This is a genomic window from Aquimarina rhabdastrellae (assembly GCA_947387485.1).
GTDB lineage: Bacteria > Bacteroidota > Bacteroidia > Flavobacteriales > Flavobacteriaceae > Aquimarina.
In genome coordinates this window covers 253,350-265,105 of sequence record CANDNT010000005.1, presented here as the reverse complement: position 1 = coordinate 265,105, position 11,756 = coordinate 253,350, and the positions used below count along the sequence as shown (strand labels likewise).

Here is an 11,756-nt window from a genome sequence, read left to right as displayed (position 1 = left end):
TTTAAAGTTTTTTCACCTACACACTTACACACCTATACTACAGCGCTTTATACACAAAAGTTTTTTTAAAGGTTTTTGATAAAACAAGAACGAGCTATGAATATTCATAGCTCGTTCTTGTTTTATTTAGTTATATCTACTTTCTATTTAAAGAAAGAATCAACAAATTCGTATTTGTTAAACACCTGTAAATCTTCAATACCTTCTCCTACACCAATATATTTAACAGGTATTTGAAATTGATCACTTATACCTATTACTACCCCTCCTTTTGCTGTACCATCTAATTTCGTTACTGCTAATGAAGTTACTTCTGTAGCTGCAGTAAATTGTTTTGCTTGTTCAAAAGCATTTTGCCCTGTAGAACCATCTAATACTAATAACACATCATGAGGTGCATCTCCTATCACTTTTTGCATTACTCTTTTTACTTTAGACAATTCATTCATTAAATTGACTTTATTATGCAATCTTCCTGCAGTGTCTATAATAATAACATCTGCATCTTGAGTCACTCCAGATTGCAATGCATCAAAAGCTACTGAAGCAGGATCGCTTCCCATTGATTGCTTTACTATAGGTACATCTACTCGATCTGCCCAAACTTGTAATTGATCAATAGCTGCTGCTCTAAATGTATCTGCTGCCCCTAAAACAACTTTAAGTCCTTTCTTTTTGAATTGATAAGCCAACTTACCAATAGTAGTGGTTTTACCTACACCATTTACACCTACCACCATTAAGACATAAGGTTTTGTTTTAGGTATCTCGTAATCCACACCTTCTCCTACATTAGTTTCGGATAAAAGACCTGCTATCTCTTCTCTCAGAATTTTATTAAGCTCATCTGTACCAAGATATTTATCTTTTGCTACTCTATCTTCTATACGATCAATGATCTTAATAGTAGTTTTTACTCCCACATCACTACTTACCAATACTTCTTCTAAATCATCTAGAACTTCATCATCTACTTTTGATTTACCTGCAACAGCTTTACTTAATTTAGTAAAGAAGCTTGATTTTGTTTTTTCCAACCCTTTATTTAAGGTTTCTTTTTTCTCTGAAGAGAATATTTTTTTAAAAAAGCTCATTCGTTTTTCTAGTGTAAATTACTTCTTATTAGTTATTCTTTGTTTATGTATAAAAGATTTCCAATAAAAACTTTCTAAATATTACTCAAATATATAAAAAAGAAAAAAGCCATTTTCAATAAGAAAACAGCTCTATCTAATATTTTTACTCAAAGCGAACTACTTTTTTTTAAGAAAGTCATTTACCGCTTCTGGCGCCATGATTGACTCTACGAAAGTATAAGCTCCACTTTTAGGAGACTTTACCATTTTTATAGCTTTAGTCAATCTGTTTGACTTAGTCTGTAACGATGCTACTGATTTCTTTGCCATTTTCTATTTATTTTATCTCTTTATGAACCGTCATTTTTTTAAGAATCGGATTAAATTTCTTTAATTCAATTCTATCTGGCGTATTCTTTTTGTTTTTTGTTGTAATATATCTTGAAGTACCTGGCTTACCGCTAGCTTTGTGCTCTGTACATTCTAAGATTACCTGAATTCTATTACCTTTCTTTGCCATTGTATAGTTTCTTTAATATAAAGAAGGATATTACTTAGTTAAAAATCCTTTTGCTCTTGCTTCTTTTAAAACAGCAGAGATCCCATTCTTATTAATATTCTTTAACGCTGCAGTTGATACTTTTAAAGTAATCCAACGGTCTTCTTCAGGAATGTAGAAGCGCTTCTTAATTAAATTAGCGTTAAATTTACGTTTTGTTTTATTCATTGCGTGAGAAACATTGTTCCCAACCATTGCTTTTTTACCTGTAAGCTCGCAAACTCTTGACATCTCTTTCTAAATTTTGGTATTATTTCAAAACAGGGTGCAAATTAACGATTTTTTTATCTAAAATACAACACACTGTCTATTATTTTTTTATACTTTTTTTTAATTCAACTCATTAACCGTACTAAAAATAGGGGTTTTTACCTATTTAGAAACTGTACTTCTTTACTTAATTTTACATCAGTTAGTTTTCAAGAAAGCAACTAACTACTTGATATGGGGTAATTAAGTAGTAATAGAGATTGAAGCGATGTGTAATAGCATCGCTTTTCTATTTATTTTACTCTCATTTTATATCAGTTATAGCTGTCTTTTCCTTTATTTTTGAAAAAATACTATCTTTAAGTATACTTTATTCATGATGAACCCTCAGGAAAATTCGGTTACCTCCACCACAATAAACAAAAAATTACTAGAATACCTATGCCTTGATTTTGGATCTTTTTATTTTTATGAAGATTGCGTTATTGGTGAAATGAATAGAGGATCTATTGTTGACTTTGAAAAGCTTCATCCTATTTTTAAAGCAGCTCTTTTACATTATAAAGAGGATATCTCGTTTGTCTATATCTCTAATAGAATCCATTCATACTCTGTTGTTCCTACATCTCATTTTCAGTTAAGAGGTCTTTTTCCTAATTTAAAAGGTTATGCTATTGTATCTTATAATGATAAGACTACTAAAATAGCAGATCTTGAACGTACTTTCTTTAATCGTCCTATGGATGTTTTTTCCAATCTCAAAGATGCTATTTCATGGAGCGATCAATTACTAGCTAGTTTCTAGAGTCTTTTTTAAAAGTTCAAATGATTTACTTACCGCTTTACCTATTGTTCTTGTACGATGGTTACTAAATTTAAATTTTTCTGAAAAAACTCTTGTCGGTGTCGCTATTCCTATATATACAGTACCAACTTCTACATCTCCATCTCCTTTTGATGGCCCCGCATTTCCTGTTGTTGCTATAGCATAATCTGCTTTAAATTTATGCTGTGCAGCTTTGGCCATAGCTTGAGCTACTTCATGACTTGTTACTCCAAAAGTTTCTATTGTAGTATTATCTATGCCTAAAACATCTACTTTTGATCTTGTTGCATAGGTCACTACTCCTCCATTAAAAAATGATGATACTCCTGCATTTGCTGTTATGGTTTCTGCAATCTTTCCACCTGTACAACTTTCTGCTATAGCTAATGTTTTTTGATTAGCTTTTAACAACTCTCCTACAACAAGTTCAATTGCTTTATCTTCTTCATAGCCTACAACAACATCGCCTAGAATAGCTTCAATTTTAGCTACTTCTTCTCCTAATGCTTTCTCGAGAACTTCTTTGTCTTCACCTCTAGCAGATAATCTTAATCTTACTTTTCCTAAATTAGGTAAATATGCTAACTTGATACTTGGAGGTAGGTTATCTTCGACTTCGGCTATAGCATTTGCCAAATCACTCTCTCCTACTCCATAGGTCATCAATGTTTTATGAAGAATAAACGGTGTTTTAAATTGTCTTTGCAATCTAGGAATCACTTCTCCATCGATTAATTCTTTCATTTCAAAAGGTACTCCTGGCATAGAAATAAAAACAGTATTGTCTTTTTCTAACCACATTCCTGGAGCTGTACCAAATTGATTTTTTAAAACTATTGCTTTTGTAGGTACAAGTGCTTGTTGTTTATTAATAGGTGATAATGGTTTATTAAGGTATTTTTCAAATAACTCTTCTACATGAGCTAATACCTCATCGTCTTGCTCTAGTTTATCATCAAAATACTCACACAATGTATGCTTAGTAATATCATCTTTTGTTGGACCTAGTCCACCAGTTATCAAGACTACATCTACTCTATTTTTTGCTTCTTCTAAGGCTTGAAGTATGTGTTTCTTTTCATCTTGAATAGAAGTAATTTGGTATACGTCTATTCCTATTTTATTAAGAGCTTTACTAATATAAGTCGAATTAGTATCTACAATTTGACCAATAAGGATCTCGTCTCCTATCGTAATTATTTCTGCTAACATATTTTTTTAAGCAAAATCGTTTTCTAATTGTTTCAAAACTTCTGTTATCGTTTTGGTTATATGAGTTAAGATAGGTTGAATGTCTTCTTTGTTTTTATTTGATTTTGACCAAGATTCCATTTCTTTAATATAGCTTAGTAAATCCACATCAAATAATTGAAGATTTGGTTTCATTTTATGAGCACATTGATATGCTTTTTCTGCATCATTAGCTTCGACTGCGCTTACCATACCATGCATATCTTCTGGAATTTCTTCTAGAAAAGTTTGTACTAGTACTGTAATAAATTCTTGATCGTCTCCTGCTAATTCTTTTATTTTTTCTAAACTATATCTTTTTTCCATCTATTTAACCCTTATCGAAAAAAATTGCTTCTCCTCTATAAATCCTTCTAGTGAATCTCCAGCTTGAACTTTCCCTACTCCTGCTGGTGTACCAGTAAATATAATATCTCCTATCTTTAATGTAAAATATTTTGATACATATTCGATCAACTCATCTATTTTCCAGAGCATCAACCTTGTATTTCCTCTTTGAACTTCTTCTCCATTTTTCTTTAAACTAAAATCTAGTTCATCAAGGTTTTCGTAAGTATCTTTTGGTACCCAATTACCTACTACTGCTGCACCATCAAAGGCTTTTGCCTTTTCCCATGGCAATCCTTTTTCTTTTAATTTTTGTTGTAAATCTCTTGCTGTAAAATCAATACCCAACCCTATTTCGTTATAGTATTTATGTGCAAATTTTTTATCAATAAATTTCCCTACTCTATTAATTTTCACCAAAACTTCTACTTCGTGATGTATATTATCTGAAAAATCTGGAATAAAAAAAGGTTGTTTTTTTAATAGTATAGCGGTATCTGGTTTCAGAAAAACTACAGGATCTGTTGGTTTTTCATTTTCTAATTCTTCTATATGATCCGTATAATTTCTACCTATACATATCAATTTCATAGTATTCTCTTTTTTATATTATAATAGGTTCATTAATAATTTAATGAACCTATTTTATCTTACATTTTACAGTTTAAGGCTATTATTAAGTTTTCTTAACCTTATTGCTGTCAAAATTTTCTTAGTATATCTCGGGAAATCTGCATTTTGTAACCAACCAAAATATCCTGGTTCATCGTCCAATACTTGTTCTACCAATTTTCCTTTATGTTTTCCAAAAGAAAAAATTTCTTTTCCTTCTTTATTAAAAGCTATAAATCCAGCAAAATCAGCAAATTGTTTTCTCGAACTAAAATCTGCCAAAAATTTCATATTATTTTCTAATTCTGGATAGCGATCTAATTGTGCTTTTAATACTTCATAAGTCGCATTGGTATCTGCTGCTGCAGAATGTGCATCTTCTAAGTCTTTATCACAATAAAACTTGAATGCAGCAGATAATGTACGTTGTTCCATTTTATGAAAAATAGTTTGTACATCTACCGCTACAGCACTTTTCATATCAAAATCTATATCTACTCTTAAAAGCTCTTCGGCTAGTAAAGGAATATCAAAACGATTAGAATTAAACCCTCCTAAATCACACCCCTTGATCATATCATGAACTAAAGGTCCTATTTTTTCAAAGGTTGGTTCATTTGCTACTTTTTCATTAGTAATACCATGAACAGCTGTAGTCTCTGGCGGAATTGGAATTTCAGGATTTACTAACCATGTTTTACTTTCTTTATTCCCGTTTGGAAATACTTTTAAAATTGAAATCTCTACAATTCTATCTTTAGAGATATTAATACCTGTAGTTTCTAAATCAAAGAAACAAATAGGTTTGTTTAGTTTTAGTTCCATAATGATTGTGTTACATCAAAGATACAGTATATATCAAAATTGAAAACTTTAAACGAACTTGTCTTTTTTATTACTCTATGAGTTTAACAAAAACATTATCTGCAAATTTTTTGCTCACAGTTTCTTCTATTGCATTAAATCGTATGCGAATAGATTTATCAAACTCTCTAATTTCGATAATTTCTATTTCACTACTCAATGCTAATCCGATTTCTGAAACATACTTCAAAAAAGTCACCGATCCGTCGTTTACTGCCATCAATTTACATATACTTCCTTGAGGTAATGATGATAGTGTTATTTTGGGTTGTATAGAATATTCTCCTTTTGCATTTGGTATTACTTCTCCATGGGGATCACGTTCTGGAAAATCCATAAAGCGATCTAATTCGTCTATTAGTTTGGATGATTTTATATGCTCTAATTGTTCTGCTACTTCATGTACTTCGTCCCATGTAAAATTAAGATACTTACATAAAAAAGTTTCCCATAGCCTGTGCTTTCGTATTAAACGTACAGCTACAGCTTTTCCTTCATCAGTAAGTTCTAGTTTACCGTATTTTTCACTTATAACATATGATTTAGCTTTGAGCTTTTTTACCATATTATTAGCAGATGCAGGAGATACTGCTAAGTATTCGGCCAATTGATTATTTCCTACTTTAATAGATTCATCTTCTATAAGTAATTGAAAGAGTGCCTTTAGGTAATCCTCTTCGCTTTTTGTTAAATTATGCATATTTATTTTGTTAGTCAAAGCTAACTTTTTAGTTTTGCTTCAAATACAAACAAAAATAACAATTCATGAAATTTAACCGAAGTATAATCTTCATATTCTTATCAGTTTTTGGTTTTACTGGTTTTTTACCTCAAGAAATCAACATATTATAATCTTTGATTTTTTATAGCCTATTCTTATTCTACTTATTTACTTGTGAATATATAACTACTAAGTCTTTATGAAGTTATTCGGATTTCATTTAACAGTGAGATTGAATTTCATATCCCATAATTATTATAAAATAACAATTCTATGTACAAGCACACCTTTCTTATTTTAACCTTAATGCTTTCTTTATTTTCATGTAAAAAGGTGACAAAAGACCCTAATGAAAAACTAAATGTAGTTACTACTACTTCTATGATCACAGATATGGTTAAAAATATTGGGGGTAATGTTATTGAATTGCAAGGATTAATGGGTAATGGTGTTGATCCTCACCTTTATAAAGCCAGTGAAGGTGATGTAACCAAATTAGTAAATGCTGATGTGATCTTTTATAATGGATTACACCTAGAAGGAAAACTGGAAGAAGTTTTTGAGAAAATGCGTCACCAAAACATTAAAACAATAGCTATAAGTGATGTTATCGATAAAAGTACTTTAATTTCTTCTGAATATTTTGCTTCTAGTTATGACCCTCATATCTGGTTTGATATTAATAATTGGAAATTAGCTATTCAATTCACCACAGAAAAACTAAAAGAAATTGATCCTAAAAATGCTGAAACTTATGAAAAGAATAGTAAAGCTTATTTAGCAAAGCTATCTACTTTACAACAAGATATTCTTCAAAAAATAACATCACTCGCTCCTGAAAAAAGAATTCTAGTTACTGCTCATGATGCTTTTAATTATTTTGGTAAAGCGTATCAATTTAATGTAGTGGGACTACAAGGATTATCAACTGCAACTGAAGCAGGAGTTCAAGATGTTCAAAAACTGGCTGCTTTTATTATCGAGAAAAATGTCAAAGCAATTTTTGTTGAAAGTTCTGTTCCTAAACGTACTATCGAAGCTTTACAAGCTGCTGTAAAATCTAAAGGCCATGAAGTTACTATTGGTGGTACTTTATATTCTGATGCATTAGGGAATCCTGATACTGTAGAAGGAACTTATGTAGGTATGTTTACCTATAATGTAAAGACTATTATTGATGCTTTACAATAAATGATTATTATTGAATTCGCTTTTCTCTTTCATTTAAAGTGGAATTCTTAAATTTAGAATTCATTATGAATACTATAAAAATGGAGAAACCTGCTCCCAAAACTAATTCAACCTCATCTCAAGATAGAGCAATTGCTGTCCGTATAGATGATCTCACGGTTGCTTATAATTATAAACCAGTATTATGGGACATTGATTTAGCGATTCCAGAAGGGGTTCTTATGGCTATTGTAGGACCTAATGGTGCTGGAAAATCTACTTTAATAAAATCCATTTTAGATATTATAAAGCCTATAGCGGGTAGTGTTCAAATTTATAATAAACCATACAAGAAACAACGCTCACTTGTAGCCTATGTTCCTCAAAAAGGAAGTGTTGATTGGGATTTTCCTACTACAGCATTAGATGTTGTAATGATGGGTACCTATGGTAGTCTAGGCTGGATCAAACGTCCTGGACAAAAACAGAAAAAAGCTGCATTAGAAGCTTTAGAAAAAGTAGGGATGCTTTCTTTTAAAGATCGCCAAATCAGTCAGCTTTCTGGGGGGCAGCAACAACGTATCTTTTTGGCTCGTGCCTTAGTACAAAATGCTTCTATTTATTTTATGGACGAACCTTTTCAAGGTGTAGATGCTACTACTGAAAAAGCTATTATAAATATTTTAAAAGAGTTACGTAAAGCAGGTAAAACGGTAATTGTCGTTCATCATGATTTACAAACTGTACCCGAATATTTTGATTGGGTTACTTTTTTAAATGTCAAAAAAATAGCAACGGGTCCCGTAAAAGATATTTTTAATGATGACAACCTTACTAAAACGTATGGTATAAATTATAAAGTAAGTATTCAAGGATAGTTCTATGCTTAATACTTTTCAATTATTATATGGATATTTTTGAATACATATCATTAGTTTTTACAGATTACACGCTACGTACAATAACACTTGGTACTGCTATTTTGGGAGCCATTTGTGGTATGCTAGGTAGTTTTGCTGTATTGCGTAAACAAAGTTTATTAGGTGATGCCATCTCTCATGCGGCATTACCTGGAATTGCTATTGCTTTTTTAATCATGGGCGCAAAAAATAGCAATGTACTTTTATTAGGTGCTTTAATCAGTGGGCTAATAGGTACTTTTTGGATTAAAGGAATCATTAGTAAAACACATCTTAAATCTGATACTGCTCTAGGATTAATTTTATCCTTATTTTTTGGATTTGGAATGTTGCTATTAACTTTTATCCAAAAGCAACCTAATGCTAATCAAGCTGGATTAGATAAGTATTTATTTGGTCAAGCTGCTACATTGGTAGAAAGTGATGTTTGGTTAATGGCTATAGTAACAAGTATTTGTCTCTTTGTGTTATTGTTATTTTGGAAAGAGTTTAAGATTCTTTTATTTGATGCAGATTATACAAAAACTCTTGGATTTAATACTCGTTTTATTGATATCTTAATCACCTCGTTTATTGTTCTAGCTATTGTATTAGGTCTACAGACTGTAGGCGTTGTTTTAATGAGTGCCATGTTGTTGGCTCCCGCTGCTGCTGCAAGGCAATGGACAAATAGTCTAGGTATCATGGTTACACTTGCCGCTATTTTTGGTGCCTCATCTGGAGTAATTGGTACAGCTATAAGTGCTAGTCATAACAACTTATCTACAGGTCCTGTTATCGTTTTGGTAGCTGCTATTTTTGTTTTAATCTCTTTTATTTTTTCTCCTAGTAGAGGACTTTTATTTAGGGAAATACGTTTTAGAAAAAATAGGAATGATCTACAACTACATAAGACCTTATCTTTTATGTATAATATTGCTAAAGATCATGAAAATATAGCTCATCCACATGCCATTAAGATTTTGAATAATTTTCAAGGTTTTACAAAAAAGTCTTTGCAAAAACTAGAAGATAAAGATTATATCATTGTAAAAGGTAATATGTGGTCTATGACTGAAGCTGGTTATCATAAAGCCGCTAATTTATACAATCAACAAATTGATTCTCCTCATGAGTAGTGCTCAAATCGAAATACAATTAATTGCAAGTTTAGTGGCTATAGCTTGTGCGATTCCAGGAACTTTCTTGGTACTTCGTAAAATGGCATTAATTAGTGATGCTATTAGTCATTCTATTTTACCCGGAATCGTAATTGGTTTTTTTATTACGCATGATCTTTCTTCACCTCTATTGATCATTCTTGCTGCATTAAGTGGTGTAGTTACAGTAATACTGGTAGAGTTTATTCAAAAGACAGGCTTAGTAAAAGAAGATACTGCCATTGGGTTAGTTTTTCCAGCATTATTTAGCATTGGTGTTATTCTCATTGCTCAAAATGCAAATGATGTACATCTTGATGTTGATGCTGTTCTTTTGGGTGAATTAGCTTTTGCTCCCTTTGATCGTTTAATCATTAACGATTTTGATTTAGGACCTAAATCATTATGGATTATTGGAGTCATTTTATCATTAACCATAACTCTTTTAATTGCTTTCTTTAAAGAGTTAAAGGTAAGTACTTTTGATGCTGGTTTAGCTTCTGCATTAGGTTTTTCTCCAGCGGTTGTTCATTACGGATTAATGACCGTTTCTTCTATTACTACGGTTGGTGCTTTTGATGCTGTAGGTGCAGTTTTGGTAGTAGCATTAATGATTGCTCCAGCTGCAACAGCTTATTTGTTAACAAATGATCTCAAAAAAATGCTAGGACTTTCTGTTTTCTTCGGAGTTTGCTGTGCTATTATTGGATATTGGGTTGCTCATGCGCTAGATGCTTCTATAGCTGGTTCTATGACTACAGTACTAGGGGTTCTTTTTTTACTTGTCTACCTTTTTGCGCCTAATAGAGGATTATTTTCTGTATTATATAGACAAAGACAGCAACGTATAGAGGTATCTTTATTAACCTTTTTATTACACCTAAATAATCATAGTGAAGAAAGCGAACGCCATGTAAATCATTTAAACGAACATATCAATTGGCAAAAAGTAAAATCTAAATCTGTACTTAATCTAGCATTAAATAATAATATGATTGTTATCGATAATGATATTGTATCGCTTACTGCTAAAGGAAAAAAATTTACAAATGAAGCTATCGATTATATCATTACTAATAAAAATTCTGAAATCGAAAACATGAAAGATCGCTTCTTCTTGTTTAGAGGATAGAGAACAAAACTCAATTGTTCTGTTTTTAGTTCCAATGAATAGTCTAAAATGTAAAATTTTAAAGGATTTTAATTGATGAATTCTAAGTACATCTATAAATCAACATTCATTATTATATTTTAATTCACCCACAACTTTTGAGACTGATTCTGCATAGGCATAGGCTTATTAAAAAAACTGTTGATACTGTTCTACTCTATAATCAAAAGTTGTGTATTTAGGATTTTCTTTTTTTCGTTGTTTATACAATGATTGACTTCCTATTGCTCTATTAGCTGCACCAGATGGAGCAGTTAATGAAATAGTCTTAATAATACGTGATTCTTTATTATCCTTTTTCTCATTAATATCTACTTGGTGTATTCTAGGAATGGTATTGTCTACCAAACTTAACTTTAAATCGTACTCTTTTAATAATTTTCTAAAAAAATATTCTGGTCCATTTTTACTATTCCCTCCTGTAAATAATATGGTATCTATATTAGGATATTTTTCTAAATATGCTATTACGTCTCTTAGTTCTATGTCTTGCATTCCTAAATCCGAAGCATCTATTTTTTCACGTTTACATGCAGCTACAATATCACAGACTCCAATACCTCTTGAACTTAAAAAGTTTTTTCGTTGTGCTATAGCTTTATCTGTATTTTCAAATTTAAGATCTAGTTTAAAAATAGTATCTAATACTGGCCATAACAATCCACTTATGCTTCCATAACAAAAATTAACATCTTCTTCTTTTAATTCTCCAGTGGTAAATCTTGGAGGTGGTAATGTACCTACTATTAATTTGGTTACTTTTTCAGGAAAAAATGGAGGATATGGGTGTGTATGGATAAACATATTTTCTACTTAAATGTATCTCAATAATACGATTTTCTCTACAGTACTCATATTTATCTTACGTACTAATCTATTTTCTTACAACTGCTATGCTTTCGTTTTTATT

General features: G+C 31.1%; 15 protein-coding genes. 5 read left to right on the top strand and 10 right to left on the bottom strand.

Annotated features, from left to right (window positions below; translation table 11 throughout):
* Nucleotides 1-143: 143 nt before the first annotated feature.
* The 4 genes from ftsY to rpmB all read right to left on the bottom strand — a co-directional run bounded on the left by ftsY (nt 144) and on the right by rpmB (nt 1,866).
* A complete protein-coding gene (gene ftsY / locus ACYEKI_RS10925) occupies nt 144-1,094 on the bottom strand; it encodes a signal recognition particle-docking protein FtsY (RefSeq protein WP_459211225.1) in 951 nt (316 codons plus the stop codon).
* Between the two features lie 159 nt (nt 1,095-1,253).
* Nucleotides 1,254-1,406 carry a DUF4295 domain-containing protein gene (locus ACYEKI_RS10920; RefSeq protein WP_459211224.1) on the bottom strand — a complete coding sequence of 51 codons (153 nt, stop codon included), beginning with the start codon at nt 1,404-1,406 and terminating at the stop codon, nt 1,254-1,256.
* A 7-nt stretch (nt 1,407-1,413) separates the two neighbouring features.
* Nucleotides 1,414-1,596 (bottom strand): 50S ribosomal protein L33, encoded by a 183-nt coding sequence (gene rpmG / locus ACYEKI_RS10915; RefSeq protein WP_459211223.1) that lies wholly within the window; start codon nt 1,594-1,596, stop codon nt 1,414-1,416.
* Nucleotides 1,597-1,626: 30 nt separating this feature from the next.
* Nucleotides 1,627-1,866, bottom strand: a complete 240-nt coding sequence (rpmB, locus tag ACYEKI_RS10910) for a 50S ribosomal protein L28 (RefSeq protein ID WP_459211222.1) — start codon at nt 1,864-1,866, stop codon at nt 1,627-1,629.
* A 355-nt stretch (nt 1,867-2,221) separates the two neighbouring features.
* Here rpmB and ACYEKI_RS10905 point away from each other — a divergent pair, with 355 nt between their 5' ends.
* Entirely contained in the window at nt 2,222-2,650 is a 429-nt protein-coding gene (locus ACYEKI_RS10905; RefSeq protein ID WP_459211221.1) for a hypothetical protein, read from the top strand.
* Here ACYEKI_RS10905 and ACYEKI_RS10900 read toward each other — a convergent pair.
* The 5 genes from ACYEKI_RS10900 to ACYEKI_RS10880 form a co-directional block, all read right to left on the bottom strand.
* Nucleotides 2,636-3,883 (bottom strand): competence/damage-inducible protein A, encoded by a 1,248-nt coding sequence (locus ACYEKI_RS10900; protein WP_459211220.1) that lies wholly within the window; start codon nt 3,881-3,883, stop codon nt 2,636-2,638. The two genes, ACYEKI_RS10905 and ACYEKI_RS10900, sit on opposite strands and share 15 nt — an antisense overlap.
* A 6-nt stretch (nt 3,884-3,889) precedes the next feature.
* Entirely contained in the window at nt 3,890-4,228 is a 339-nt protein-coding gene (locus ACYEKI_RS10895) for an Hpt domain-containing protein (protein ID WP_459211219.1), read from the bottom strand.
* Nucleotides 4,229-4,840, bottom strand: a complete 612-nt coding sequence (locus tag ACYEKI_RS10890; protein ID WP_459211218.1) for a fumarylacetoacetate hydrolase family protein — start codon at nt 4,838-4,840, stop codon at nt 4,229-4,231. It lies immediately after the preceding gene.
* Nucleotides 4,841-4,906: 66 nt separating this feature from the next.
* Nucleotides 4,907-5,686 (bottom strand): exonuclease domain-containing protein, encoded by a 780-nt coding sequence (locus tag ACYEKI_RS10885; protein ID WP_459211217.1) that lies wholly within the window; start codon nt 5,684-5,686, stop codon nt 4,907-4,909.
* A 70-nt stretch (nt 5,687-5,756) separates the two neighbouring features.
* Entirely contained in the window at nt 5,757-6,425 is a 669-nt protein-coding gene (locus ACYEKI_RS10880; protein ID WP_459211216.1) for a metal-dependent transcriptional regulator, read from the bottom strand.
* Between the two features lie 294 nt (nt 6,426-6,719).
* Here ACYEKI_RS10880 and ACYEKI_RS10875 point away from each other — a divergent pair, with 294 nt between their 5' ends.
* The 4 genes from ACYEKI_RS10875 (at nt 6,720) to ACYEKI_RS10860 (ending at nt 10,807) form a co-directional block, all read left to right on the top strand.
* Entirely contained in the window at nt 6,720-7,637 is a 918-nt protein-coding gene (locus ACYEKI_RS10875) for a metal ABC transporter solute-binding protein, Zn/Mn family (RefSeq protein ID WP_459211215.1), read from the top strand.
* Nucleotides 7,638-7,717: 80 nt separating this feature from the next.
* On the top strand, nt 7,718-8,494 hold the full coding sequence (locus ACYEKI_RS10870) for a metal ABC transporter ATP-binding protein (RefSeq protein WP_459211229.1): 777 nt from the start codon (nt 7,718-7,720) through the stop codon (nt 8,492-8,494).
* 29 nt (nt 8,495-8,523) lie between these two features.
* The gene (locus tag ACYEKI_RS10865) at nt 8,524-9,654 is read left to right on the top strand and encodes a metal ABC transporter permease (RefSeq protein ID WP_459211214.1); all 1,131 of its coding nucleotides are present in this window, start codon (nt 8,524-8,526) and stop codon (nt 9,652-9,654) included.
* Nucleotides 9,647-10,807, top strand: coding sequence for a metal ABC transporter permease (locus ACYEKI_RS10860; protein WP_459211213.1), 1,161 nt, complete (start codon nt 9,647-9,649; stop codon nt 10,805-10,807). The genes ACYEKI_RS10865 and ACYEKI_RS10860 overlap by 8 nt, the downstream gene beginning before the upstream one ends.
* Nucleotides 10,808-10,975: 168 nt before the next feature.
* On the opposite strand, the gene ACYEKI_RS10855 is transcribed toward ACYEKI_RS10860, so the two are convergent.
* A complete protein-coding gene (locus ACYEKI_RS10855) occupies nt 10,976-11,650 on the bottom strand; it encodes a uracil-DNA glycosylase family protein (protein WP_459211212.1) in 675 nt (224 codons plus the stop codon).
* Nucleotides 11,651-11,756: the final 106 nt, after the last annotated feature.

What these genes read in the sequence shown, in the direction of transcription:
- ACYEKI_RS10860 (WP_459211213.1), top strand. Translation starts at nt 9,647, where the DNA reads ATGAGTAGTGCTCAAATCGAAATACAATTAATTGCAAGTTTAGTGGCT.
- rpmB (WP_459211222.1), bottom strand. Translation starts at nt 1,866, where the DNA reads ATGTCAAGAGTTTGCGAGCTTACAGGTAAAAAAGCAATGGTTGGGAAC.
- ftsY (WP_459211225.1), bottom strand. Translation starts at nt 1,094, where the DNA reads ATGAGCTTTTTTAAAAAAATATTCTCTTCAGAGAAAAAAGAAACCTTA.
- ACYEKI_RS10885 (WP_459211217.1), bottom strand. Translation starts at nt 5,686, where the DNA reads ATGGAACTAAAACTAAACAAACCTATTTGTTTCTTTGATTTAGAAACT.
- rpmG (WP_459211223.1), bottom strand. Translation starts at nt 1,596, where the DNA reads ATGGCAAAGAAAGGTAATAGAATTCAGGTAATCTTAGAATGTACAGAG.
- ACYEKI_RS10920 (WP_459211224.1), bottom strand. Translation starts at nt 1,406, where the DNA reads ATGGCAAAGAAATCAGTAGCATCGTTACAGACTAAGTCAAACAGATTG.
- ACYEKI_RS10900 (WP_459211220.1), bottom strand. Translation starts at nt 3,883, where the DNA reads ATGTTAGCAGAAATAATTACGATAGGAGACGAGATCCTTATTGGTCAA.
- ACYEKI_RS10870 (WP_459211229.1), top strand. Translation starts at nt 7,718, where the DNA reads ATGGAGAAACCTGCTCCCAAAACTAATTCAACCTCATCTCAAGATAGA.
- ACYEKI_RS10855 (WP_459211212.1), bottom strand. Translation starts at nt 11,650, where the DNA reads ATGTTTATCCATACACACCCATATCCTCCATTTTTTCCTGAAAAAGTA.
- ACYEKI_RS10890 (WP_459211218.1), bottom strand. Translation starts at nt 4,840, where the DNA reads ATGAAATTGATATGTATAGGTAGAAATTATACGGATCATATAGAAGAA.
- ACYEKI_RS10905 (WP_459211221.1), top strand. Translation starts at nt 2,222, where the DNA reads ATGATGAACCCTCAGGAAAATTCGGTTACCTCCACCACAATAAACAAA.
- ACYEKI_RS10875 (WP_459211215.1), top strand. Translation starts at nt 6,720, where the DNA reads ATGTACAAGCACACCTTTCTTATTTTAACCTTAATGCTTTCTTTATTT.
- ACYEKI_RS10895 (WP_459211219.1), bottom strand. Translation starts at nt 4,228, where the DNA reads ATGGAAAAAAGATATAGTTTAGAAAAAATAAAAGAATTAGCAGGAGAC.
- ACYEKI_RS10865 (WP_459211214.1), top strand. Translation starts at nt 8,524, where the DNA reads ATGGATATTTTTGAATACATATCATTAGTTTTTACAGATTACACGCTA.
- ACYEKI_RS10880 (WP_459211216.1), bottom strand. Translation starts at nt 6,425, where the DNA reads ATGCATAATTTAACAAAAAGCGAAGAGGATTACCTAAAGGCACTCTTT.